The organism is Dyadobacter sp. (assembly GCF_017744695.1).
In the GTDB taxonomy this organism is placed as follows: domain Bacteria; phylum Bacteroidota; class Bacteroidia; order Cytophagales; family Spirosomataceae; genus Dyadobacter.
In genome coordinates this window covers 182,001-205,411 of sequence record NZ_JAGIAS010000001.1, presented here as the reverse complement: position 1 = coordinate 205,411, position 23,411 = coordinate 182,001, and the positions used below count along the sequence as shown (strand labels likewise).

Annotated in this window: 23 protein-coding genes; 8 read left to right on the top strand and 15 right to left on the bottom strand. The window is 52.9% G+C overall.

The genetic code is table 11. The annotated features are described in order from the left end of the window. Positions 1-13: 13 nt before the first annotated feature. Positions 14-1,195: an FAD-dependent monooxygenase gene (locus tag J7619_RS00795; protein ID WP_291192907.1), complete on the top strand. Its 1,182-nt coding sequence runs from the start codon at positions 14-16 to the stop codon at positions 1,193-1,195. A 26-nt stretch (positions 1,196-1,221) separates the two neighbouring features. Continuing rightward, positions 1,222-2,211, top strand: coding sequence for a hypothetical protein (locus J7619_RS00790; RefSeq protein WP_291192905.1), 990 nt, complete (start codon positions 1,222-1,224; stop codon positions 2,209-2,211). Between the two features lie 7 nt (positions 2,212-2,218). Here the strand turns inward: J7619_RS00790 and J7619_RS00785 are convergent, their stop codons facing one another. After that, on the bottom strand, positions 2,219-2,677 hold the full coding sequence (locus J7619_RS00785; protein WP_291192903.1) for a DinB family protein: 459 nt from the start codon (positions 2,675-2,677) through the stop codon (positions 2,219-2,221). Between the two features lie 152 nt (positions 2,678-2,829). Here J7619_RS00785 and J7619_RS00780 point away from each other — a divergent pair, with 152 nt between their 5' ends. The 3 genes from J7619_RS00780 to J7619_RS00770 are packed head-to-tail and all read left to right on the top strand — an operon-like array spanning position 2,830 to position 4,984. Then, positions 2,830-3,300 (top strand): hypothetical protein, encoded by a 471-nt coding sequence (locus J7619_RS00780; protein WP_291192901.1) that lies wholly within the window; start codon positions 2,830-2,832, stop codon positions 3,298-3,300. Positions 3,301-3,311: 11 nt separating this feature from the next. Then, a complete protein-coding gene (locus tag J7619_RS00775; RefSeq protein WP_291192899.1) occupies positions 3,312-3,539 on the top strand; it encodes a helix-turn-helix transcriptional regulator in 228 nt (75 codons plus the stop codon). Positions 3,540-3,565: 26 nt separating this feature from the next. Continuing rightward, complete coding sequence (locus J7619_RS00770) at positions 3,566-4,984, top strand: TlpA disulfide reductase family protein (RefSeq protein WP_291192897.1); 1,419 nt, start codon at positions 3,566-3,568, stop codon at positions 4,982-4,984. Here the strand turns inward: J7619_RS00770 and J7619_RS00765 are convergent. From J7619_RS00765 to J7619_RS00710, 12 genes are all read right to left on the bottom strand, one after another. Then, positions 4,965-5,705 (bottom strand): hypothetical protein, encoded by a 741-nt coding sequence (locus tag J7619_RS00765; protein ID WP_291192895.1) that lies wholly within the window; start codon positions 5,703-5,705, stop codon positions 4,965-4,967. The genes J7619_RS00770 and J7619_RS00765 overlap by 20 nt on opposite strands. A gap of 55 nt (positions 5,706-5,760) precedes the next feature. After that, a complete protein-coding gene (locus J7619_RS00760; RefSeq protein ID WP_291192893.1) occupies positions 5,761-7,149 on the bottom strand; it encodes a S41 family peptidase in 1,389 nt (462 codons plus the stop codon). 24 nt (positions 7,150-7,173) lie between these two features. Further along, complete coding sequence (locus tag J7619_RS00755; protein ID WP_291192891.1) at positions 7,174-7,596, bottom strand: hypothetical protein; 423 nt, start codon at positions 7,594-7,596, stop codon at positions 7,174-7,176. A 20-nt stretch (positions 7,597-7,616) separates the two neighbouring features. Continuing rightward, positions 7,617-8,090, bottom strand: coding sequence for a hypothetical protein (locus J7619_RS00750; RefSeq protein WP_291192889.1), 474 nt, complete (start codon positions 8,088-8,090; stop codon positions 7,617-7,619). Then, positions 8,087-8,683 (bottom strand): RNA polymerase sigma factor, encoded by a 597-nt coding sequence (locus J7619_RS00745; RefSeq protein WP_291192887.1) that lies wholly within the window; start codon positions 8,681-8,683, stop codon positions 8,087-8,089. Before J7619_RS00745 ends, J7619_RS00750 begins: the two co-directional genes overlap by 4 nt. A gap of 52 nt (positions 8,684-8,735) precedes the next feature. Next, entirely contained in the window at positions 8,736-9,698 is a 963-nt protein-coding gene (locus tag J7619_RS00740) for a hypothetical protein (RefSeq protein WP_291192885.1), read from the bottom strand. 25 nt (positions 9,699-9,723) lie between these two features. Further along, complete coding sequence (locus tag J7619_RS00735) at positions 9,724-11,133, bottom strand: MBOAT family protein (RefSeq protein WP_291192883.1); 1,410 nt, start codon at positions 11,131-11,133, stop codon at positions 9,724-9,726. A 6-nt stretch (positions 11,134-11,139) separates the two neighbouring features. Beyond that, the gene (locus tag J7619_RS00730; RefSeq protein ID WP_291192881.1) at positions 11,140-12,348 is read right to left on the bottom strand and encodes a cytochrome P450; all 1,209 of its coding nucleotides are present in this window, start codon (positions 12,346-12,348) and stop codon (positions 11,140-11,142) included. A gap of 20 nt (positions 12,349-12,368) precedes the next feature. Beyond that, positions 12,369-12,617, bottom strand: a complete 249-nt coding sequence (locus J7619_RS00725; protein WP_291192879.1) for an acyl carrier protein — start codon at positions 12,615-12,617, stop codon at positions 12,369-12,371. 164 nt (positions 12,618-12,781) lie between these two features. After that, positions 12,782-13,537 (bottom strand): LytTR family DNA-binding domain-containing protein, encoded by a 756-nt coding sequence (locus J7619_RS00720; RefSeq protein WP_291192877.1) that lies wholly within the window; start codon positions 13,535-13,537, stop codon positions 12,782-12,784. Next, positions 13,534-14,691, bottom strand: coding sequence for a sensor histidine kinase (locus J7619_RS00715; RefSeq protein WP_291192875.1), 1,158 nt, complete (start codon positions 14,689-14,691; stop codon positions 13,534-13,536). The genes J7619_RS00720 and J7619_RS00715 overlap by 4 nt, the downstream gene beginning before the upstream one ends. Positions 14,692-14,698: 7 nt before the next feature. Next, positions 14,699-14,941 (bottom strand): hypothetical protein, encoded by a 243-nt coding sequence (locus J7619_RS00710; RefSeq protein ID WP_291192873.1) that lies wholly within the window; start codon positions 14,939-14,941, stop codon positions 14,699-14,701. Here J7619_RS00710 and J7619_RS00705 point away from each other — a divergent pair. From J7619_RS00705 to J7619_RS00695, 3 genes are read left to right on the top strand one after another with little or no spacing between them, the layout of a single operon-like run. Continuing rightward, positions 14,935-16,083, top strand: coding sequence for an efflux RND transporter periplasmic adaptor subunit (locus J7619_RS00705; protein WP_291192871.1), 1,149 nt, complete (start codon positions 14,935-14,937; stop codon positions 16,081-16,083). The two genes, J7619_RS00710 and J7619_RS00705, sit on opposite strands and share 7 nt — an antisense overlap. A gap of 27 nt (positions 16,084-16,110) precedes the next feature. Beyond that, positions 16,111-19,254, top strand: coding sequence for an efflux RND transporter permease subunit (locus J7619_RS00700; RefSeq protein ID WP_291192869.1), 3,144 nt, complete (start codon positions 16,111-16,113; stop codon positions 19,252-19,254). Between the two features lie 2 nt (positions 19,255-19,256). Continuing rightward, complete coding sequence (locus tag J7619_RS00695) at positions 19,257-20,702, top strand: efflux transporter outer membrane subunit (RefSeq protein WP_291192867.1); 1,446 nt, start codon at positions 19,257-19,259, stop codon at positions 20,700-20,702. Between the two features lie 41 nt (positions 20,703-20,743). On the opposite strand, the gene J7619_RS00690 is transcribed toward J7619_RS00695, so the two are convergent. After that, positions 20,744-22,327 (bottom strand): MFS transporter, encoded by a 1,584-nt coding sequence (locus J7619_RS00690; protein ID WP_291192865.1) that lies wholly within the window; start codon positions 22,325-22,327, stop codon positions 20,744-20,746. A gap of 4 nt (positions 22,328-22,331) precedes the next feature. Then, positions 22,332-23,384: an HlyD family secretion protein gene (locus J7619_RS00685; protein ID WP_291192863.1), complete on the bottom strand. Its 1,053-nt coding sequence runs from the start codon at positions 23,382-23,384 to the stop codon at positions 22,332-22,334. Positions 23,385-23,411 lie beyond the last annotated feature (27 nt).

The window sequence follows — 23,411 nt, the reverse complement described above, 5'->3', positions numbered from 1 at the left end:
ACATATCATTATCATGAAAGCAATTATTGTTGGTTGCGGGATCGCCGGCCCCGCTATGGCGCTGGCACTGCAAAAAGTGGGCGTACAGGCAGTCATCTACGAAGCCCGGGAAACGGCTGATGACACCCAGGGCGCCTTTCTGGGGATTTCTCCGAACGGATTGAATATTTTAAAAGAATACGTGGCGTTGGACGAGTTATTGACCGATTATACGCCCGGCAAGATCCGGTTTTTCAATGCGCGTAATAAATCCATTGGCGTCATCGATAATGCGGAGCAAATGTCCCGGTATGGCAGCGAGACGATCCAGGTTAAACGTGGCTTGCTCAATGGCGCTTTGCGGCGTGCGGCCCAACAGGCCGGTATACCGATCGAATTCGGGAAGCGGCTAGTGTCTATCGGGCAGCGTGAGGTGACGGTGACGGTCTCTTTCGCCGATGGTTCTGTCGTGGAAGGCGATTTGCTGATCGGTTGCGACGGCATTCATTCTGCCGTTCGCAGGGCGATTTTTCCGGAAGCCCCCGGACCCGAATACACCGGCTTATTGTCAACCGGCGGCTTTACCCGGCTGGAAGATTTCAGTCATCCCTCGGACGCCATTCGCATGACGTTCGGAGAGAGGGGATTCTTCGGGTATGCGGTTTCCAAAAGCGGGGAAATCTGGTGGTTTAACAACATCGCGCAAAAGACGGCGCCACTGCGCCATGAACTGGATCAGTCGGAGCTGACGGATTTGAAAAAGCGATTGACGGCATTGCACCGCAATGATCCCGAACCGATCGTATCGATTATCGAGCAAGCACATTCCATCGAAATTTACCCGATCTACGACATCCCTTTTTTGGACCAATGGCATCAGGGGCGCATATGCCTGATAGGCGACGCGGCGCATGCGACCGCCCCGCACATCGGGCAAGGCGCATCGCTGGCCCTTGAAGATACGCTGGTGCTGGCACAGTGCATCCGCGACTGCACCGATTTGCACGCGGCATTTTCCCGTTTCCAATCGTTGCGCCAGGAACGCGTTCAGGCGATTATCAAACAGGCACGGAAGGTAGGGGATACCAAGACTGTCCCCAACCGCTTTCAACAATTTTTCCGGGATTTGCTGCTGCCTATTTTCGTCAAGCTGGAAGCGCGGAAAATGGACTGGGTATATGGTTACCGCGTCGACTGGCACCGCAAACTGATCTGATTCAGCTCAAACCTGAAAGAGTCTACATGAAAACCACTATGATCAGCAGTGCTATCTTCCTGCTATACGGCGTTGCCGGCGGAATTAGCTCCTGCGAGGTGGGTAATATGGCGCCTATTGCCAATACGGCCACATTGCCTGCCAAGCTATCCGATTATGGTATATTTCCTGACGGGACTGTCGATCAGCTGGCACCGGGTTTTCACAAGTACGATCTGGCTACCCAGCTTTTTACTGATTATGCCGAAAAACGGCGTTTGTTCCATTTGCCGCTGGGTGCACAATTTTCGTTTGACCCGTCGGGTAACCCCGTTTTTCCCGATAGTTCGGTCCTGGTAAAGACATTCTTTTATTATAAAGACAAGCGAAATCCTGCCGCCGGAAAGCAATTGATTGAAACCCGGCTCCTGGTGAAACTGGAAGGGCAATGGAACGTGGGAACCTACAAATGGAATGATACCCAGACCGACGCATTGCTGCTGGAAAGCGGAACCGATGAAACTGTAAGCTGGGTGAATGAACGAGGGGTTCGTAAAACCCTGCGTTACCATATTCCCTCTCGGGAGGAATGCACATCCTGCCATCGCTCGGGCCGCTCCATTACGCCTATCGGCCCCAAAGCCAGGAACCTGAATATCCCGCTCGCGGGTCAACCCGATCACCCAAACCAGCTTCTGCATTTCCGGCAGGCAGGCCTGGTGACGTTGCAGCCCGGCGATCTGCTGACGCCGCTGCCCGATTGGCAAGACCTGTCAGTTCCGCTTGATCAACGCGCGCGTGCATACCTGGACGTTAACTGCGCGCATTGCCATTCATCCGTCGGTTTTGCCGAAAGTACCCGCCTGTATTTGGGTTACGAGCTTCCTCTCTCTTCCACACGGATCCACACCCGGAGGGACCACATCCTGCACCGCATACAGTCGGCCAATTCCAATATCCGTATGCCTCGGTTAGGCACAACCGTGCCCGATTCGGCCGGGGTGGCGTTGATTAAGGCCTATATTCAATCTCTATAAATGGTTGTCAGGGGATTTGCCTTGCAAAAAGGATAAAATCAGTTCCCGGAGGCGTTATACCGAGCCCGCGTATCAGGTGGACGATCTGCCCGCGGTGGTAGGTGGCGTGATTGACGATATGCGTGAGTACGTCCGCGAGGTTATCGAGGTACGGGTCGCCGGCCATGTTTTTGTAGGCCAGCTTGGTATGAAAATCGTTGTCTTGCAACTCGCTCAGGTGCGAGAGCCAAAGCGCGCCGTTCTCCGCGAGCTGTGAAGCAATGGCAGACGGCGGGAGCGTTGTCCAGAGTGGCACATCGTTTTGTTGCCCTATTACCCTGAAATACCAGTTTCTTTGTGCGTGTGCGAGGTGGGATGCAATCAATAGGACCTGCTCATCCCGGATTTCGTTCGCTGAAATGAAGTCGGCAACGGCCTTGTTTGCCCAGTTATTGAAGGTGAAGAAACGGGTGAAGAACGCTTTCATAGCTAGTGGTTATTAAAAAACGGAAACACTGTAAGATACGGCACTTCCCTCGAAGGGTCAATTTTTGCCCGCATTAGTGTATATTTTTGTAAGGTATACTTTACTTTTGGTAAACTGTATATTACATTGCAGCCTCACTAAACTTATCAAATATGGCACCATTATCTTTGGTCCGGTATCGGCCGGTTGGGGTTTTACTGACAATTGCCGGGTTTTTGTGCTTATGGGCTGCTTCCTGCGAAGGGCTGATCAATGTTTACCGGATTATTTTGCCGGGGCATACGCTGCCCGACGGCTCTTATCCTTATCCTGCCAATTTCCGGGGCGTCAATGCGGTGTTCGGCATTGTGTCGGCCTGCATGCTCACCGTTGGGGCTGCTATGGTGTTTCTGGCGAAGGAGCCGGATGAATACTTTTACAAGGTCCGGCTGGAATCCATTCAGTTTGCAGTGTTCGTGCAGTTTCTGGTCGGATTGATTGCCTTTGCATACTTCTATTTTACACCCGGTTATCAGATGGAAAACACATTTCAGGCTATCCTGGGACTTGCTTGCGGTGCCTTTCTGGTTGCTTATCCGGTGCGGTATTATACAGGGATCCATTTCAAGGCTGATCAGGATTGAGTACCCAAAACATGAAACTGGAAAACACGTTGCGCGTCGAGCGCGCGATTATGCGTATGACGCAAGCCGAACTGGCCGAACGCGTAGAAGTGTCGCGGCAGGCGATCATTGCGATTGAGACCGGCAAGTTTATCCCCTCTGCTGTTTTGGCAATCAAATTGGCGAGGGTTTTCGGCAAGTCCGTTGAAGACATATTTATCCTGGTGGAAGATCAAAGCCAGGTGGGAGTGAAAGAATAAGCGTGCGTATTAATCATTTATTAGCTATGAAAATACTTTTTGCGCTGTGTTTCACAGTGTTTTTCGCTGTGCGCACGACTTGCGCCGGCCTTGGGCAGATAGAGGGGCACGCGACCAATGCAACGGAGGAAAGTCTCCAGTGCACCATTGTTTCCAATAAGCTGGCCAGCAATCCTGTCAAGGTGGTGATACCGATGAAGGACGGATACTTCCGTCATCAATTCGATATTACGGAGCCGACATTTCTGAGTTTCAGCGATGGGACCAACTACTTTGGAGGGTTTGTCGAGCCCGGCGACAGTGTTGTCATTACATATGATCGGGTAGATTTCGCGAACAGCATTTCTTACCAGGGAAGAGGCAGAGAGAAATTTGAGATTGTGCATTCGATTACGGACCTCAGCCGCATGGCGCGCACAATTGCCGCGACCGCCAAAGGGCGCAGGTTCCCGGTGGATTACATGTTTGCCGCGATCGATAGTTTGAAGGATGGTATTCGCCAGCGAATCGACCGCTCTGCGAACTCGATGAGCGCTGAAAGTCAAAAGCGATTGCTTGGAGCTTTGGCCGCAACTGAGCAACACGCGAAACACAATGGCCTGGTTGCTGTTTTCGGAGATTCTTACAACAACATTATGGCCAATCACCGGGAGAAGCTCAGTGATGCTTCCATTGTGCAAATGAAGAAGCTGCTGGATTACGAGGAGGTATATTTCGATTCCAGGGTCTATGTCGATGCCGTCAAAAGTCTTGCGTCCATCTATATCGAGGAGAACATCGGGCCGGTAACTAGCAATTTTGAGGAACAGAAGTATCAGATACTGATCGGGATGTTGCCCCTGAAGTTGCGTACGCCTGTCTTGTTCATGGCCCTGAAATCGGATATAACAACGGCTTCGCATAATGTGAACGAACCGGCTTTGCTGCAAGCTGCCGAGCTGCTGACGGATCGTCAACTGAAACAAAACATTCTGGATCTGCTGGCCGCGAGGCGACTGATCAGGGTGGGGGACAAAGCGCCGGAATTTTCAGTGCGAAATCTGTCTGGGGAAAAGATCGATCTGGCTTCGTTCCAGGGCAAGACTGTGTACCTTGATTTCTGGTTTGCCGGCTGCGGGCCGTGTCACGCACTTTTCAAATCCATAGAGTCCGTTAAGAAACACTTTGAAAATGACGACCGGGTTGTTTTTTTAACAGTGTCGGTGGACAATGAAATAACCTGGAAGAGAGCCATCGACCGGTTCGGCGTGAAAGGGTACCACGTTTTTACGGAGAATAAGCTGCGCGATCACCCGATCATCCAATCGTACAATGTAACGGTCTACCCGACGACCTACATCATTGATCCCGCAGGCCGCTTTCATAACGTTCAGCCCTCCAACAATCCGGATGTGCTCAGAAAGCAGATCGAGGAATCGCTCGGGGCTATTTCCCGTAACCGATAATCTTTCGAACCCTCCGTACGCCTTTGTCGATTACGCGGTAATCGACAAGTTCTCCATTGTTTTGAAGATAATCATAATCGGTTTGAACATCCATAACCAACCCGATTTTGGCTGCATAACACTTGTATCCCAAACGATAAATCACGGGCCCGGTTGTATCCAAACGTTCAGTGACTTTCAATGTAGTTGGGAAATAAAGGGAATCTATTTGCTGCGGCTGATCCAGATCTTCATAATAAAATAAATGACCGTAGCGGGGATCCTCGTCGTTCATGGAAAAATGTTGATACCCATCCCATTTAACAACCGGACTATAAGGAAATACCAGCGAGGTAATCAATTCATTGTCCTTGTTCTGCATTACTTTGTCGATGGAGACATAGGCTTTGTATTCTTTTGTTTTTAACCAGTAATCGGTTGGTTTAGTCCTGACCGAGTAAGAAACAAGGCATTCGGATACACCGTTGGAATCGGTTTTTGAATAAGTTACTTCCTCTTTTTCAAACCAGCTGGCAGTTTTGGGTTCTTTGTTGCCCGTCGAGTAAATAGCCTCTTCAACCGCGTAGATGCGGTAAGAGCCAGCGGTTACCGGGAAATAATCGGGAACGACCGGACTTTCTTTCGGATCTTCACAGGCGATCAAAAAGAGCACAATAAATCCCGTAATATACCGGATGAATTTCGATTGACAGAAAGGAAAGGTGGTAGACTTGTTTTTCACAGGCAGTGTGATTTGCATTTAAATTGTAACGGTGAAATTTTGTTTTTGTTACAGGCTATTTACCCGCAGTCAGATCCAACGCTTTTTGAAGCTGCACATCCTTTTCTGTAAGGATATCCGAAATGGTAGGGGTAACGGGGTATTCGGGAATAATGCCGCGGCCCGGTTCCTTAGCCGGTTTCACGGCGTTCGCATACCGGATCGTCGGCACGGCGATCTGCACGCCTGAATGCGGAAGGCTGAGCCTCACTGTTCCTCCCGAGTTGTTACCCTCGTAGCCTCCGCCGGTTTCTTCCCCTATAAAAACGGCCCTGGCGTTGCTTCTGGCGATGGCACAAAAGTCGGCGGCGGTCGAGAACGTCCGCCCGTCGATGAGCACGTACACGTTCCCCCGAAAATGCGACCCGGCCGGTTGTTGCACGGCGAGGCCGGGGTGGTCGTCGGGCGTCATCACCGGCTTTGATTGGGAACGCAGGGCCGCAAAGTAGCGGAATGGCTCGCCCGTAAGGTAGGCATACAGCAATGCGCCGTACACATCCTCACCACCGCCATTTCCACGCAAATCGATTATCAGGTCTTTTATTTGCCTCTCTCTCAGTGCCCCGAACGTCGTTTCCAGAAAGGCCGGAAAATCCTGGCCGGCTTGCATGATTCGCTCCTTGCTGAATGTACGGATTGTGAGCTGGGCCCGGGTGCCGCCAGGGTAGGAGAGGTCAAGCGGCTTGGTGTTGCTTCCGGTTTTGTATGCGGGGCAGCTTGTGTTTTCAAACAATGCCGCCTGCAAGGTAACCTCGCGCAACTGACCATCCGATGCCATTATTTTTACTTTGTAATGGGTCTTTGCTCCATAAATAAAGTTGTAAAGAAAGAGAAACGCGTCGTTGTTCAAAGTCGCATTCTTTTTGGTCCGGATCTGCCCATCCGACGGGAGGTATTGTATGAGTCTCCGACGGATCTGTTGCATGGAATCGCCGTCTATCGACAAAATTTCGGTTCCCGGGGGTACAGTTTCATCCCTGCTGCAAAGCACAAATGCACGGTCGCCGGCAAACCAGACTTTCAACGGGAACATCGGCACGGATGCGGCATAATTTTCCATGACTTCGCCGGGCAGGCTGCCACTGGTATGCCCGCATTCCAGCGCGCTGACGGCAAACCGGACCAGGTTTCCGAATTCAATCAGGTTCATCGGGGCGTTAATGCTGGCCTGGCAGCTGTCGAGTAGCCGGTTGAGTGACTCCCGGGAACGGTAGCGGTACATATCCGGGTGGTTTTCGGTGAGCACCTTTCGAAAAGCTTGGAAATCTTCCTGCAAGAGAGACGCGTTCAAAGGCTGGTTGAAATCGTTTTTGGACGTGAGCTGGCCGGAGGCGCTAATGGTGGTCAATAGCAGGGTGAGGGCAATAAGAATCCCTCCCCAGCGAATGGGTGTCGTTGGATACATCGTAGTGGTTTGATTTAAAAGATCCTAGTGATCAGATTTTTTCAGAAAAAAATAATAGCCCGCAAAGCTGCCCGACAGGCACAGCGAAAGCACCGCAAGGGCGCCCCAGGGTGTGAGGTTAGTAAAGGCAATGATGGTAAAGCCCACGGCCATACCCAGGAAGAGGACAAACCATTTGACGCAGGTTTGCAGGTTTTGCCGGCTGTCCGATTGCAGCAGAAGGGCTGCGAACTCCTCGCTCACACCCGATTCGAGGACTTTTTCTTTAAGCCGGTACTGAAAATAACGCCTGGTGAGTTCCAGCAGAAAAGCCAGGAGGAGTGCCACCAGTAAAACGGTTACGCCTAATGCAACCTGGTCGCGGTCGACGTAGGTATTGGGCGTCGTTTGTGCGTTCGCGGAAGCGGGTACAGCGGCGAGGGAAATGATCGATAGTATCTTTTTCATGTTTGATAGCCGTTTGTAGATTAGACCGCCGCACCGGGGAAATGTTGCAGCCTCTCCGCCGCATTGAGCGCGCGGATTTTGTCGGAGTAGTCTTTCCACAGATTGGTGAGCAGGAAAGAAAACAGTAAGCAGCCTGCTACGCCGCCCATAATCACCTTGCTATTCCATAGCAGTTCACGCAGTAGTCCGGTATTGAGGTAACAAAACACCCCAATGGTCGCGAGAATGCCTGCGAGCGAGACGCACGCCAGGAACACGAGCTCAGGAGCGTACCTGCGCTTCCGCGACGGAAGTCGCGTCAGCACCACTTTCGCGAGGTCGAAGTCAAATTCTTCCGCGGGCATTGCCGAAATGCTACCGACCATTTTTTGATAAAAGGCAACCCGGCCTGAGCAATGCGGGCATTGTGCGATATGCGATGCATTGTCTGCGCTTCCGGTATCCAGCGCATATTGCTGAATTTCCATGTCTGATAAATGATCCGCTGTTTTCATAAGCCCTTATTGTAAATCATTTGCATTCGTTCTTTCAAAATTTTCCGGGCCCTGAACAGGTAATTTTTGATCGTGCCGTCCGGCAGGGCCACGATCTGCGCGATTTCCGAATAGCTTAGCTCCTGGTGGTGATAGAGCGTAATCAGGAGCTTGTACAAGGCCGGAAGTTTTTCGATTTCCGATTGAAGTAAACTGTCAAACTCGGCACCCATGAGATTTTCTTCCATATCATGCTCATCTGCATACTCGTGCGGGTGGTCGTCTTCTTCGCCGGTGCGTATGAAATACTGAGTTCCAATGGCCGAGGTTTTATTTTTTTCGAGCTGATTAATGCAGGTATTGTAGGCAATTCTCGCAATCCAGGTGGAGAGTTTGGACTGAAAACGGAAGCTATCCAGCTTTTGAAAGACTTTCAGGTAAACGTCCTGGGCAATATCCCGTCGCTCTTCCCGGTCGGGGATCATCTTGAACACGATCTGCGCGACGAGCCCTTCGGTATCCCTGACGATCGTTCCGAACGCCCTGGTGTTGCCACTGAGCACCCGTTCCACCAGCATACGGTCGGTCGGCTTATGATGTTCTTTCTGATCCATTGCTACTGATTGGACAGCCATGGTCTTTAAAAGTTGCAAAACCGCCAGACACTTACCGTTTGACGGACTCTTCCTGCAAAAAACGGGTGTATATCGCCGCCCCTTTCCGGTTCAGGTGGTGGGCATCGAACAGGTTTTCGGGGATAAAAAACGCATCGAGCAAGGGCTGTTCCGGCAACCGGATCAGATTATCATCAGGCAGAAATGGTGCTACCTGTGATAGGATACGGTATTCACCCCGGGTAATGTTGTTGGGATAATAGAAAACAACTTTCCTGCCCAGTTGCCTGGCGCGCGCGATCAGCTGCTTGATTTGAGAAACATAATAGGTATTCCGTTCCGGCTGCGGGCGAATGCCTAGCATTTGTTCGGTCGCGCTTTTATTGGCAACGATCCGGTCATTTGTTTTGGAAAGAGCCGCCATCACGGGCTGGTAACCGTTGGCCAGGAGGTTAGCCTGACCTTCGATAGGGTCATTGTTGCCCGGGTTGAGCGCTTTCCTGGCAGACAGCACTTGCGGAGCAATGGATACCATCTGGAACAATGTCGTATTGAGGCCGGCCAGGAAGCTACCGGTCTTTTCGTGGAAATCGATGTCGGGGCAGTCGGCCAGTACGTTGGCCCGGAAAATAGCGTCCGGGATAACCTGTTGCGGCGGCAGTGCCACGGTACTGTAATCGAGCGCGCTCAGCTCGATATAGATAGTTTTTACGGCAGGGGCCGTCGAAAGTATGTCATCCGCAATCCGGATGGAGCTATAAGGCGAAAGACTGAAAATGCCGAAATTGTAGCTCCTTGTTTTTGAGTGGTTGAGCGAGTCGAAAAGTGCCGGGTCGATTCCGTATTGGGTCCGGCTGGTACCGATGAAAACGACATCCGGATGGTAAGCGCGGCAAAGTTGCTCCCTCGCAGGGATGTCGCGTCGCGGGTCGGTGTAAAAGCGTGCGACAATCAGCGTGACGACCACCTTAAAGGCGACAAGCAGCAGCAGCCATTTGGTAATTTTGACAATCATGATGCCTGCCTTGGAGAATGATTGATTAAAACTGGATATAATAAAAATTGCCTACCGACGGCCTACCGAACAGCAGTACCAGCTGAACAAGCAGCAGCACCGACAGAGTCCGGTACAATGCGCTTTTTTTCAACATATAAGAAGCGATGTCTTCTTTCTCCCCCATTTTATAATTGAAAAAATCCATCACGAGGAACAACGCGATGGTCAGCAACAGGCTGGACGTCAGCAGGGACGTTGTGCCGGACTTAAACCCGAACATGCTGCTGTACAACCGCACCCCGCTGCTCAGTTCCGCGGCACGGAACCACCCCATGATCAGCGTGCCGGTGAGGAGCCTCACGACCACGCGCCACACATAATGCGCCTGCGAGCCGGTGGGAAAATTGAACCTGGTGTAAAACCGCTGCCAGAAATCTTTCGTGCGCATTTCAAAATTGATGTAAGCCCATTGCATCGAACCCCAGATGACGAACGACCAGCTCGGTCCGTGCCAGAGCCCGGTAATGATGAAAGTGAGCAAGCGGTTGAATTCGAGCCGCTTCTGGTTGGTGACGCCTTTGCTGATGTTGAAAAAGATGTAGTCGCGGAACCAGGATGTGACCGTGATGTTCCAGGCGCTCCACGATTCCGTCCGTGAGGGCGTAAAATAGTACCGGTTCGAAAAATTCTTGCTAAGCCTGATTCCCAGCAACCTGGCCGAGCCGGTGGCAATGTCGCAGTAGCCCGAGAAATCGCAGTAAAGCTGGATGGAGAACAACAGGATGGCCAGTGTGACGGAAATGCCGGTGTAGGCGTCGGGCCGGTCGAAAACAGGGCTGGTAATATCGGCAAGCCTGGCCGCAAGGACGATTTTTTTAAATAACCCCCAGATAATGAAGTAAATGCCGGCCTTGATGTTTTCCTGGTCATACGGCTTCGGGGCCCGGAGTTGCGGGACGAGCTGGCGTGTGCGTTCCAGCGGGCCCGCCAGCAGCGTTGGGAAAAAGCCGAGGTAGATCATCAGGTAGCCGAGGTGGTTTTCCGGTTTGATATACCGGCGGTACACGTCGTAGAGGTACCCGATGATCAGGAACGTGTAATAGGAAATACCAATGGGCGCGATCCAGTTCAGCGCGACCAGTGACACGGAGTTATGGACCGGCACCAGGTATTTGAAAAACAAAAGCGGCGAAAGGCAGATCACGATGGACAGCGAGAGCAGTGCTTTCCGCTGCTTTTTGGAATATGCCTGATTGGCCAATGCCTTGCCGGATGCGTAGCAGATCGTGACCAGGATCAGCCACACGACCAGGTATTTTCCACTCCAGCTGAGATTGAACAAAACGCTGGCGACCAGCAGAAAGACCCATTTTTTTGCTTCCGGTACTTTGTAATAGGCAGCAACAACGAGGGATAACAGAAGTAAATACGTGAAATCCGTGAATTTAACCATGCACTTTTACTTTAAGAGCACGGGTAAACGCTTGTAGCCCCTGAAAAAAATCTTGGAATCCCATTCAGGGCTTTGGGTAGGATGTAAACGGATATCCGGGAACGCGGCCATGAAACGGGGCAGGAACTTCTGCATTTCGAACCTGGATAGCCGCGCGCCGAGGCAATGGTGCATGCCAAAGCCGAAACCGATGTGCGGATTAGGCTTACGGGTGGGCACGAACGTATCAGGATTTAGAAATACCGCCGGGTCACGATTCGCAGAAGCCAGGCCCAGTAGCACAGTCTGGCCTTTTCTGAGCTTCAATCCTTCAAATTCCATGCTGTGCGCGACCTGCCGGGGAATCCAGTTCACCGGGCTTACGTAGCGGATCAGCTCTTCCACGGCAATGGCGCATTCATTATGGGCGTCCCAGTTGATCACCTGGTCGCGGTTTTCGATCAGCGCCGCAATGCTTTTGGTCAGCAGCAGGGTAGTGGTTTCCGTGGCAGCATTGACCAGGAATTCCCAGGTGCCGATCAGTTGCGGGGCCCTTTCGCTGCCCATGATCTCCCGCATTTCGAGCAGAAGACTGTTGGTAGCCTCGGCTTCCTGGCGGGTAAACGTTTCGGAAAGATAGCCGTGGAACTGCCGCGACATCGCCGCGCATTCCAGCAACTCGGTGACGGACAGTGTTTTTTCGAAAATAAAGGTAATGACGTAGGAAAACTTCTGGATAAAATCGTAATCCGCTTTTTCCAGATGGATAATCTTGCTGATGATCAGAAAGCTGAACTGCCGCGCCATTTCCACGATATCTGCTTCGTTCTGCCCGTCGAGCCCCGTGATAATCTCCTGGATCGCGTCAAGGGTGATTTTTTCGTAGTCGGCCTGGTAAAACTTCTGGTTCACGAAACGGCGGTGCTCTGCATGCTTTTCACCATTCATAAACAGTAACCAGTAGCGAAGGCTTTCCCCGAATTCGAGCAGGCCGGGGTCGTTGTCCGAGAGGGCCGACACGATTTTGAACCGCTCGGTAAAGTCGAAATTTTTGAAATTGTCCAAATCGGACAGGATCTTCTTCACGTTGGCATAATCCATCGCCACCAGGTCACCGAACATATTGAAATGCAGCGGGTCCGACTGGCGGATGTCGGCGATCAGCCCGGAATAGTTTTGATTGACCTCGGTTTTCGACGACCAGATCGACGTCGCAGACATGAGCGGGGTTTGCATGATCAAGACGGAAATGGTTTTTATATTTCCTGGTTTTCTGCAATCCATTGGCTGGTGGCGGCAATGGTACGCATCTCCCAAAAAATGGAAGGGCTTAATTCCATCCCGACATATTCTTCCAGCTCAGTGGTGATGTTGACGAGAATGAGGGAATCTAATCGAAAATTGACAATGTCGGTATCGAGTGCAGCTTCGGAGGGATCAATTCCCGCGTGTTTTGAAATGTTCGCGGCGATCCATTCGGAAATTTCAGTAAAGGTCTTGGGCATGAAGGCGTCAAGTAGGGTGTACAAATGGTAATAATTGAGTAATGTACTATCAAAATTCTGCCCAAAAAAGCCTGGACGCCGGATAATGTAATTTTGGCCCTCATAAAGTTAGTGACCGGTAATAGACTTGTTTTTCATGCCGCAAGCACTTCGCGAATGGCCGTTTAATAATCCAGCCAGGCTTTCAGCACATTTGCCTTTTCCCGGCTTACCAGCACTTCTACCTCAGGATGATTGCGGATATCGATTTTGAGCTTCCCGTTGAAATGGTGGTGAATGCGTGCGATAGCGTCTATATGAATGATAAATTGGCGGTTGGCACGAAAGAACTCCTTCGGGTTGAGCTGCTGTTCAAGTTCTTCCATCGTTTGAACCAGTACTTCTTCGGAACCGTCGGTCAGGCAGGCACGCGTGATCTTGAATTCGGAATGAAAGAAAATCACGTCGCTCACCAGCACGGTTTTGTACCCGTCTTTGAAAGGCAGCAGGAACCGGCTCCGGAATTCTTTCGGCTGGACAAAGTTCAGCAGCCCTTCCAGTGAACTGAAGTCGAGCCGGCGGGTCTGTTTTTCGGCCTCTGCGAATGCATTTTCGAGCTCGTCCTGCTCCACGGGTTTCAGCAGGTAATCGATGCTGTTGTATTTGAATGCCCGCACGGCGTATTCATCATAAGCTGTCGTGAAAATGACGGGGCATTCGATGCGCACTTTTTCAAAGATCTCGAAGCTCAGGCCATCCGAGAGTCGTACATCGACCATCACCAGGTCCGGGTGAGGGTGCTGGCCGAGCCATTCGACGGTTTCGGTAATGCTTTCCAGCACGGCCACAATTTCGGCTTTGGGCCGGATCGCCTTGATCAGCCTGCGCAGGCGGTCGGCATTGGGTTTTTCATCCTCGATGATCAGAATGGTGTCAATCATATTTTTATCAATGGGATAATCACTTTGAATGTACGTTCGTCGGTTTCAATCACTGGCTGGCGATGGGAGAGGAGGTTAAACCTTCTCACAATGTTCGTGATCCCGATCCCCGACGACTGGATCGGCTTTTCGAGCGGTAACAGCGTGTTTTCGACGATCAGCTCCTTGTCTTCGTTGCTGAAAATCCGCACCACAAGGGGCTCTTTCTTGCTGGTACGATTGTGTTTCAATGCATTTTCTACAAGCAGTTGCAGCGTCAGCGGCGGCATCAGCAGATGGCGATGCGCCGGGTCGACGTCGATTTCAAATAATACCCCTTCCCCGAAGCGGTGTTCGATCAGGAACATGTACGAGTTCAGGAATTTCAGCTCGTCTTCCAGCGGGATCACGTCTTTTTTGGAATTAACCAGCATGTAGCGGTAGATGCGCGAAAAATTCTCCGCGTATTCATAGCCCAGTTGCTGGTCTTCAAGGATCAGTTCCGAAAGCACGCTGAGGTTATTGAATACAAAATGCGGGTCGATCTGTAATTTGAGCGACTGTAACTCCGCCTCCATCGCGGCCTGGTTGAGCTGCGCCACCTGAATAGCCTCATTGCGCCAGTTCATGATCAGGTAATTACCGATGTTGATACCCATGATCATGATCGCGATGATCGTGCTCACCACCATCCACTGGATGATACCCCGCGTTTCTTCAATCGTAAGGCCCGATTCGAGGAGTAGCAACTGCTTTTCGTCGGAAAGGTAAATGAATGCGATGTTGATCAGCAGGTTGAGCAGCAGGACGGCGATCAGGTTGAAACTGGTTTCCAGGAAAAGCCGTTTGCCGGGGTGTTCCTTCCAGGACATCAGCCTGTTGAGGCGCATGCCGATAGCGATGTTGATTTCGGAAATCGAAAGGCAGTACAGAAAAGATACCAGCCAGTCGCCGAGGATGACCAGCGGCTCGCGCTCGAAATAATGCTGCCAGTACGCCGCGAAAGGGTCCAGGATGTAGGATACCAGGTACGACGCGAGGAATGCGAGCACCGCTACCAGGATGCGTATTCCTTTATTATTCAAAAAATAGGCGTCTCTTCCGTTGGCCATTCCATGTGTCAGGTTTGCATTTGAAAATGCCGCGTCCAGCCTTTTGGCAAGGACAGGTTGCATTATTTCACTACAAAAATAAAACGCGCCGCCCGATACCCGCCGAAAATTGATCCAATGCGTGGAAATCGGGTACCGAACCGCATGTGCGCGGGACTGAAACGGCACCGGCCCGTACCTCAGGCGCGGGCCGGGATTCGGTAGGGCCATTCTTCGTTTCGGTCGCGAAATTCAACGCTTCGGTCAGTTTAAACCGGTCACGGGCATGAAACCTGCATTTTTTTGCATAAAAATCAACTTCTAAAAATGACACAGGGATTCATGTTGAGCCGTGAAAAAACAAAACAGGCTTTGCTCATCGGACTGGTCGCGTGGGTGTCTGCCTGCGGGCCGAAGCAGGAGCAGCCGCCCATGCAGAATGCACCCGTGAGCGTCGATTTCCAGGAGATCCGGCAATCGGAAGCACAGGTGGAAAAGAAATACCCGGGCTCGATCGAAGGTTCGGTGAATGTCGATATCAAGGCGCAGGTATCGGGCTATCTCGACGAAATCTACGTGCGCGAGGGCGAGTACGTACAAAAAGGTAAGCCGCTGTTCCGCATCAAGGGCGACGTGTTCCAGGAGCAGGTCAACAATGCCGACGCCGCATTGAAAGCCGCGCTGGCCGCCGAAGAAAGCGTGCGGATCGAGTTGGAAAAGATGAGGCCGCTCGTACAAGGCAAGGTCATGTCGCCGGTGCAGCTGCAAACGGTCGAGTCGAACTACGCATCGGCCAAAGCACAGGTGGCACAGGCGAAGGCGGCATTGGGTTCGTCGCAGATCAATGCGGCATTCAGTCTGATCAAAGCACCGGTAAGCGGCTACATTGGCCGCATCCCCAACCGGATCGGTAACCTGGTAACGCCCGCCGATGCCGCGCCTCTGACGACGCTCTCGGAGATCAATGATGTGTTCGTGTACTTCTCGCTCAGCGAGTCCGACTTCATATCCTTCATGAAAGACCGCCAGACCGACGAAGGCCTGCATACGGTGGAGCTGATCATGGCCGATGGGACGACCTATCCGCAAAAAGGCCGTGTGGAAATCGCCAGCGGTAATATCGAACGCGCCACCGGCAGCATTCCGCTCAAAGCCGTTTTCCCTAACCCCGATAAGGTGTTGCGCTCGGGCGGGACCGGAAAGGTGGTTTTGAGAAGGACCCTGACAGACGCCCTCACCGTGCCGCTCGCCAGTGTGAAAGACATTCAGGACCGCTATTTCGTATTTGCCCTTGGCGATAGCAACAAGGTGGCGATGAGGCCCATCGAAGTCAGTGGCCGGGCAAAAAACCATTATATCGTTAAAAGCGGATTGAAGGAAGGTGACCGCATCGCTTTGAACCGCATCGACGTGCTGACCGAAGGTATGCCGGTGGAACCGGGTAAGACAGGAGTGGCGGACGCGGCAGGCAAGTAAAGCATCAACAACAACTGAAATCAAGTCATGTTAAAATCAATTATAGACCGGCCGGTGCTGGCAACGGTGATCTCCGTCGTGTTCGTCATCCTGGGGATCATCGGCCTTACCCGGCTTCCCATTACCCGTTTCCCCGACATTTCGCCTCCTACCGTGCTCGTAAGCGGCAGTTACCCGGGCGGTAACAGCGAGGCGGTGCTCCGTTCGGTGGTGACGCCCCTCGAAGAGCAGATCAACGGGGTGGAGAATATGCAATACATTTCGTCCTCCGCGAGCAACGATGGTACCTTCTCGGTTCGTGTGATCTTCAAACAGGGCGTAGATCCCGATCAGGCGGCGGTGAACGTGCAGAACCGCGTGCAGCAAGCCACGCCGATCCTTCCGCAGGAGGTGATCCGGATGGGCCTCACGACGTCCAAGCAGCAGAACAGTATGATCATGATCTTCAACGTGTATGCGGAAGATAATGCTAAATACGACGAGCTGTTTTTGCAAAACTATGTGAATATCAATCTTATCCCACAGATCAAGCGCGTGCCGGGTGTGGGCCAGGCACAGGTGTTCGGGTCGAAGGATTACTCGATGCGTGTGTGGCTGAACCCGCAGAAAATGGCGGGGTACGGGCTGATACCTTCGGATGTGACGTCGGCAATCGGTCGCCAGAGCCTAGAATCCGCGCCGGGTAAATTGGGAGAGGAATCGGATGCGGCGCTCGAATTTGTGATCCGGTACAAAGGCAAGAAAAATCTGCCGGAGGAATACGAGAACATCATCGTGAAAAGAAACGGTACCGAGCTGGTGCGGTTGAAAGACGTGGCACGGGTAGAGTTCGGGTCGATCAGTTACAGCGGGAATAATAAGGACAACGGGCGCAATGCGGTATCGGTGGCGATCCTGCAAACTTCCGGGTCCAATGCGAACGAGATCGAAATCGGTGTGAAAGACGAGATTAAAAAAGCGTCGCGTTCGTTCCCGCCGGGGATCAGCTACGCCAGTTTGATGAGCACCAAAGACCGGCTCGATGAGAGTACCAGCCAGGTGAAATCCACATTGATCGAGGCATTTCTGCTCGTGTTTATCGTCGTGTTCCTGTTTTTGCAGGATTTCAGGTCGACGGTCATTCCGGCCATTGCGGTACCGGTCGCGATTGTCGGGACATTCTTCTTCCTGCTTGCATTTGGTTTTACGATTAACATTCTGACCCTCTTTGCATTGGTACTTGCGATCGGTATCGTGGTCGACGATGCGATTGTGGTCGTGGAGGCGGTGCATAGCAAGATGGAAGGCTCGCATATGAGCGGGCGCGAGGCCACGCACAGCGCGATGGGCGAGATTACCGGTGCGGTGATTTCGATTACATTGGTGATGTCGGCGGTGTTTATTCCCATTGGCTTCATGACCGGCTCGTCGGGGCTGTTCTACAAGCAGTTTGCCTACACGCTCGCCATCGCGATCATCATCTCCGCGATCAACGCATTGACATTGACACCCGCGCTTTGCGCATTGCTTTTGAAAAACACCCATGCGGAAGGCAGTCACGGCAAGCCGATGAATTTCAGCCAGCGCTTCTTTACGGCATTCAACTCGGGTTTCAACAGCATGACAGGCCGGTACGTCAAAGGCGTCCGTTTCCTGGCAGGCCAAAAATGGCTGGCCGCCGGAATTGTGGCGGCGATCACCGGTTTCGCTATTTACCTCATGACCAGCACACCGCGCAGCTTTGTGCCGATGGAGGACGACAACTTTATCGTGTACAGCCTTGGGATGCCTCCGGGTACCGCGCTCTCCCGCACGACCGAAGCCGCCGCTAAGATCGACAAGCTCCTGTCCGACATGGAGGCGATTGAAAGCAATACCAGCATTACCGGTTTCAATATCCTGGGTGGCAATGCCAGTGCGGCCTATGCGACGGGTTTTGTGAAATTGAAGGAACAGAAAGATCGCGGGAAGGTGCAGGATATCGATGCAATCCTCGGTATTATCTCAGGCAAGCTTGCTACCGTGAAAGAGGGTACCGCGATGGCATTCCGCTCTCCGCCTGTGGAAGGCTACGGGATCACCAGCGGCGCCGAGATCGTTTTACAGGACCGTATGGGGCGTGACCCGGCCGCACTCAAAGCCATGGCCGACAGTGTCATGGGCCAGATTATGCAGCAGCCGGGCGTACAGTATGCCTACACCATGTTCCGTGCCGATTACCCGCAGCTGGAACTGGAAGTGGACGAGGAAAAGGCTACGCAAATGGGCGTAGATGTGGATGGCATGCTGGGGACGATACAAACCTATTTTGCCGGTGACCAGTCGCTGAACTTCACCCGTTTCGGGAAATTCTACCGTGTGAATGTGAAAGCAGACGGTGTTTTCCGCACCGACCAGGAAGCATTCAATGAGCTATTCGTGCGCAATGACCAAGGTGGAATGGTACCGGTGAAGTCGCTGGTAACGCTCAAAAAAGTGTACGGGCCCGAGTCGGTGAGCCGGTATAACCTCTACAATTCTTTGACGATCAATGTGGTGGCGGCACCGGGCGCAAGTAGCGGCGCGATTATGGATAACCTGGAAACCAACGTGCTGAACAAGCTGCCGGGCGATTACAGCTACGAATGGACCGGGCTGAGCCTGGAAGAAAAATCTTCGGGGAACCAGACGATGCTGATCCTTGCGCTCAGCCTGTTGTTTGTGTATTTCCTGCTCGCGGCACAATACGAAAGCTACCTGCTTCCGCTGGCCGTCCTGCTCTCGATCCCGACGGGTATTATCGGGGCGTTCCTGGGCATCCAATCCATCGGGCTCGACAACAATATATATGTGCAAGTCGGTTTGATCATGCTTATCGGTTTGCTGGCTAAGAATGCGATCCTGATCGTAGAGTTCGCCGTGCAGCGCAGGCGCGCGGGGCTGTCGATCGTGGAATCGGCGCTGGATGCGGCGAAAGCACGTCTGAGGCCTATTATCATGACGTCCCTGGCATTCATCGTGGGAATGGTACCGCTGATGCTGGCTACCGGCGGCTCGGCTTCGGGTAACAAATCAATCAGTACCGGTGCCGCCATGGGCATGCTCAGCGGTGTGGTACTCGGGGTGATCGTGATCCCATTGCTGTACATGCTCTTCCAGTATTTGCAGGAAAAAGTGTCGCGTAAAAGGCCAGTGGAAATTGTAAACGGATAAAAATGAGGACATTCAATCGATATATCATAACCGGCCTGATCCTGGCATTGTCCCTGTCGGCTTGTCGGGTAGGGAAGGAATACCGCCGGGCCGATCTGAAACTGCCCGAAAAATACCGGCAATCCGGGAATACTCAGTCGCCGGTAGCCGAGCCGATCGCCCTTACGGCGGATTCGGTGAAGCTTTCGTGGCGGGCGTTTTTCAGGGATACGACTCTTGCCACACTCATCGAAAAGGCGTTGGTCCATAACAACGACATTGCCGTGGCGATGATGAACATGCAGCAACTCGACCTGACGTACCGGCAAGCGAAACTGGGATTGCTGCCCACGGCCGATTTCAGTGTGGGCGCCAATCGTACCTGGCTCTCCACCAACTCGCTCAACGGCTCTCTCAGCGACCAGTTTCTGGGTACGAGCTATATGGACGATTACAGCGCGACTATCCGTCTGAGCTGGGAGGCCGATATCTGGGGCAAAACCCGCATGCAACGGGAGGGGGCATTGGCCAACTACTTTGCCCAAAAGGAAAATCTCTCGGCACTACGTACCCGCATTGTGGTGCAGGTAGCGCAGGCATATTATAACCTCGTAACGCTCGATGAACAGTTGAAAATCGCGCGGCGCAATGTGGAGCTGGGCGATAGCACGCTGAATATGATCCGCTTGCAATATGCATCGGCGCAGGTTAACTCCCTGGCTCTGGAGCAGGCCGTGGCGCAGAAGAAAACGGCCGAATTGCTCATACCGGCCGCTTTGCAGGATATTGCGGTGCAGGAAAATGCATTGGGCATTCTTTGTGGAAGCTACCCCGACAGCATCCAGCGCTCGGGCGCCGCTTCGGCACTGGTTTCCGGCATGACATTGCCTGCGGACGTACCGGCACGCTTGCTGAGCCGCCGCCCCGACGTGAAGGCCGCGGAATATGCCGTAATCGCTGCCAATTCGCAGACCGGCCTGGCAAAAGCGGCCATGTACCCGGCCATCAGCCTCACGCCGTCGATCGGTGCGAACTCTTTCAAGTTCAATACCTGGTTCGATTTGCCGGGCTCGATGGTGAAAAGCGTAGCGGTGAATATCGCGCAGCCTCTTTTCCAGAAAAAGCAGTTGAAAACGGCCTATAAAATCGCGCAGATCGAGCAGCAAAAGGCGGCGGTGCAGTTCAGGCAGTCGGTGTTGACGGCTGTGGGGGAGGTGTCGGATGCGCTTGCCAAATCGGAGCATGTGCAAACGCGGCTCAGATTAGTGGGAGAAAAAAAGGAGTCGCTGACGAAAGCTAACCAGGACGCTCTGGTGCTCTACCGGAGCGGGATGGCGACCTACCTCGAAGTGATCACCGCACAGAACAATGCGTTGCAGAACGACCTGGAAGCCATCAATATCCGCCGCGAGCAATATAATGCGGTGATGGACCTTTACCGCGCGCTTGGCGGCGGGGACGAGCAATAGGGATCAGGCGGCAGGCATTCGACCGGCCGCCTGATTTTTTACTAAGTACCCCAAACCCGGTTTTTCAAAATGTCGAATGTCTGTCGCAAATGCCCGTTCAGCATCAGTAGTACCACGGCCGCGACTAATGCGTAGCCCACAAAAGTGAAAATTTCCATTTCGGCCAGCAGCGTGGTTTGGATGGAGAGGCGCTGGCTGAGCTGGCGGAATGCGAGGCCCGTTGCCTGGTCTTCGGAAAACCCCTTTGCCACGAACCGGGCGGTTGATCCGGCCAGCCAATGCTGCGTTTCGGCGTTTTCCGGGGTTAGTACTTGCTGTAACTTGTGGTAATGTTTCTGTTGTAAAATCACCAGCGCATTTTGCATCATACAAAAACCCAGCGTGCTGCCCCAAAACCGGCCGGTGACGCCGACGGTGCCCGAAAATGGTGCGAGGTGGGAAGGGGTGGAGGATACTGTGAAGAGCACCAGCGGCACGAATATCACACCGACGCCCACGCCTTGCAGGAGGTAAGGCACGGCAATGTCTGCCAGCGACAGGTCCGGCACAAACAGGAACGTGAACCACAGGTGGTGAATGGCCAGGACCGAAAAGCCCAGCATGAAGATGTACCGGGTAGCAACCGAACGCGACATGCAGGCCGCGGCGATCAGCATACCGATTGCATTACCGGCCACATTCAGATACTGGATGTGGCCGACCCTGACGGGCTCCCAGTTCCATACCTTTGTCATGGTTTGATGGCAGAGGTTGAGGGTAGCCCTTGAAATGTAGAAAACAATAAAAAGTAGCAGGCCCGTGCGAAGGTTAGCATAGCGGAATACCGCGAAATCGAAACATGGACGTTTTACAAGTTGTTGTCTCAAAATGAATAGCGCGGAGGTAACCGCAGCGGCCGTACATGCCGCGACAATGAGCGGCGATTCGAACCAGTATTTCTTTTCCCCATACACAAGCACGAACGCCCCGCACAAAATGGCCGCGTGAACCAGTACCAAACTCGCCCAGTCGATCTGGAAGAGCGGCGTTTTGCGTTGGAACCGGTGTCCGTTGAAGATCAGTAATACCCATGCGACGCACAGGAGCTGGAAAAATGCGGACCCGTAGGCCATGTAATTCCAGTCGTAATTTTCCAGTAGCCATACGGCGATGTTCATGATGAATGGAGAGGCCATCAGCAGCATTCCATAGGTAAATGAAAACACGATGATGGTCGCATTCCTTGATTTAAAGCGGGTAAGCAGCAGAATGCGCAGCGGCACCCAGGGCAGGGCCATCAGCACGCCTTCCGCCGCCCGGAGCATAAGGAAAATTACAAAGTCGTGCGTGTAGGCCGACGCGATGAATGTGAGCGCGGCGAGGGTGTAGATGGCGATAAAATAATTCCGGGTCGGGAAATACCGGAAAATGCGGTTCTCGACCAGCAAGGTCGCGAGGAAAGTGCCGTAGGTGACGCTCATGGCAAATTGCAGATCTTCGGGCTCGACATCCAGGAAACTCGCCGAGTAGGTCATATTGCTGGTGTACAATCCGAGCAGCACCATGGTATGCAGCATGCAGAATATCAGCACCGATTTGATGAGCCAATCGGGCACCCAGCTTTTGAAAACAGGTTGTTTGTTCACAGGATCAGTGCTGGTGGGCAGCGGTAACGGTGACGTTCATGCCGGCCCGGAGAAAGGCGGTCTGCGAACCGGGATCAATAAGTCTGATACGTACCGGAATGCGTTGTTCGATCTTTACGAAGTTGCCGGTCGAATTGTCGGGCGGCAGAATGGAGAAACGGGCGCCGCTCGCTGGTGAAAACGACTCGATCCGGCCGTTGAAAGTGCGGCCATGGGACGCGTCGGCTTTGAAGGTAACGGGTTGCCCGACGGTCATATCGGCGATCTGCGTTTCTTTGAAATTCGCTGTGATCCATTTTTCGCGGCTCACCACAGACACCAGCGTTTGCCCTTCCTTCACGAGCTGGCCCGGCTGAATGGTTTTCCGGCCTACCCAGCCGTCGTATGGCGCGGTAATGACCGTATACGACAAATACAATGCCGCGTTGTCGGCGGCCGCATTCCTGACTTCTATCATCGATTCGGCCACGGGTACCTGTGCGAGCGCTTCGGAAGTCGCCAGTTCAGAAGCCCGGATGCTTCTGTTCACTTCGTCGTAATGTGCCTGAGCGGATTCGTAGTCGGCCCGTACTTTCTCGACTTGCTGCTCGGTGGCGGCTTCCTCGTGCAAAAGGGCCTCGTAGCGTTCGTATTCCAGCTTGGTTTTCCAAACCAGCGTCCGGGCCGCGTCCAATTGCGCCTGGCCTACGGCTACATGGCTTTGAGTCGACGCGGCATTTTTGCGTGCCGCCGAAACGTGATGCCGGGCATTACTGATTTCGGCAGTCGCCACGCCCCAATGCGCCCGGTACTCCCGGTTATCGATGACAATCAGCGTGTCGCCCCGGTGTACAAATTGGTTTTCTTCGTACCGTACTTGCTGTACGTAACCGGTAATACGGGTCGCGACGGGTGTTACATACTGGTCCACCTGCGCATCGTTGGTTTCTTCGTAGTTGCTGTAAATGATAAAGAACCATACCCCGAGCCCAATGCCTCCCAATGCGATGAGGCTGGCAATGACGGTTATGGTGGTATGGAACGGGCCGTGTGCGGCCGGGGTTTTGCGGACTTTCATGAGAATGTGTTTGGAATATATCGGGAG

Bases quoted from the DNA above. Each gene is read 5' to 3' on its own strand.
- J7619_RS00795 (WP_291192907.1), top strand. From the start codon at position 14: ATGAAAGCAATTATTGTTGGTTGCGGGATCGCCGGCCCCGCTATGGCG.
- J7619_RS00790 (WP_291192905.1), top strand. From the start codon at position 1,222: ATGAAAACCACTATGATCAGCAGTGCTATCTTCCTGCTATACGGCGTT.
- J7619_RS00785 (WP_291192903.1), bottom strand. From the start codon at position 2,677: ATGAAAGCGTTCTTCACCCGTTTCTTCACCTTCAATAACTGGGCAAAC.
- J7619_RS00780 (WP_291192901.1), top strand. From the start codon at position 2,830: ATGGCACCATTATCTTTGGTCCGGTATCGGCCGGTTGGGGTTTTACTG.
- J7619_RS00775 (WP_291192899.1), top strand. From the start codon at position 3,312: ATGAAACTGGAAAACACGTTGCGCGTCGAGCGCGCGATTATGCGTATG.
- J7619_RS00770 (WP_291192897.1), top strand. From the start codon at position 3,566: ATGAAAATACTTTTTGCGCTGTGTTTCACAGTGTTTTTCGCTGTGCGC.
- J7619_RS00760 (WP_291192893.1), bottom strand. From the start codon at position 7,149: ATGTATCCAACGACACCCATTCGCTGGGGAGGGATTCTTATTGCCCTC.
- J7619_RS00755 (WP_291192891.1), bottom strand. From the start codon at position 7,596: ATGAAAAAGATACTATCGATCATTTCCCTCGCCGCTGTACCCGCTTCC.
- J7619_RS00750 (WP_291192889.1), bottom strand. From the start codon at position 8,090: ATGAAAACAGCGGATCATTTATCAGACATGGAAATTCAGCAATATGCG.
- J7619_RS00745 (WP_291192887.1), bottom strand. From the start codon at position 8,683: ATGGATCAGAAAGAACATCATAAGCCGACCGACCGTATGCTGGTGGAA.
- J7619_RS00740 (WP_291192885.1), bottom strand. From the start codon at position 9,698: ATGATTGTCAAAATTACCAAATGGCTGCTGCTGCTTGTCGCCTTTAAG.
- J7619_RS00735 (WP_291192883.1), bottom strand. From the start codon at position 11,133: ATGGTTAAATTCACGGATTTCACGTATTTACTTCTGTTATCCCTCGTT.
- J7619_RS00730 (WP_291192881.1), bottom strand. From the start codon at position 12,348: ATGCAAACCCCGCTCATGTCTGCGACGTCGATCTGGTCGTCGAAAACC.
- J7619_RS00725 (WP_291192879.1), bottom strand. From the start codon at position 12,617: ATGCCCAAGACCTTTACTGAAATTTCCGAATGGATCGCCGCGAACATT.
- J7619_RS00720 (WP_291192877.1), bottom strand. From the start codon at position 13,537: ATGATTGACACCATTCTGATCATCGAGGATGAAAAACCCAATGCCGAC.
- J7619_RS00715 (WP_291192875.1), bottom strand. From the start codon at position 14,691: ATGCAACCTGTCCTTGCCAAAAGGCTGGACGCGGCATTTTCAAATGCA.
- J7619_RS00705 (WP_291192871.1), top strand. From the start codon at position 14,935: ATGACACAGGGATTCATGTTGAGCCGTGAAAAAACAAAACAGGCTTTG.
- J7619_RS00700 (WP_291192869.1), top strand. From the start codon at position 16,111: ATGTTAAAATCAATTATAGACCGGCCGGTGCTGGCAACGGTGATCTCC.
- J7619_RS00695 (WP_291192867.1), top strand. From the start codon at position 19,257: ATGAGGACATTCAATCGATATATCATAACCGGCCTGATCCTGGCATTG.
- J7619_RS00685 (WP_291192863.1), bottom strand. From the start codon at position 23,384: ATGAAAGTCCGCAAAACCCCGGCCGCACACGGCCCGTTCCATACCACC.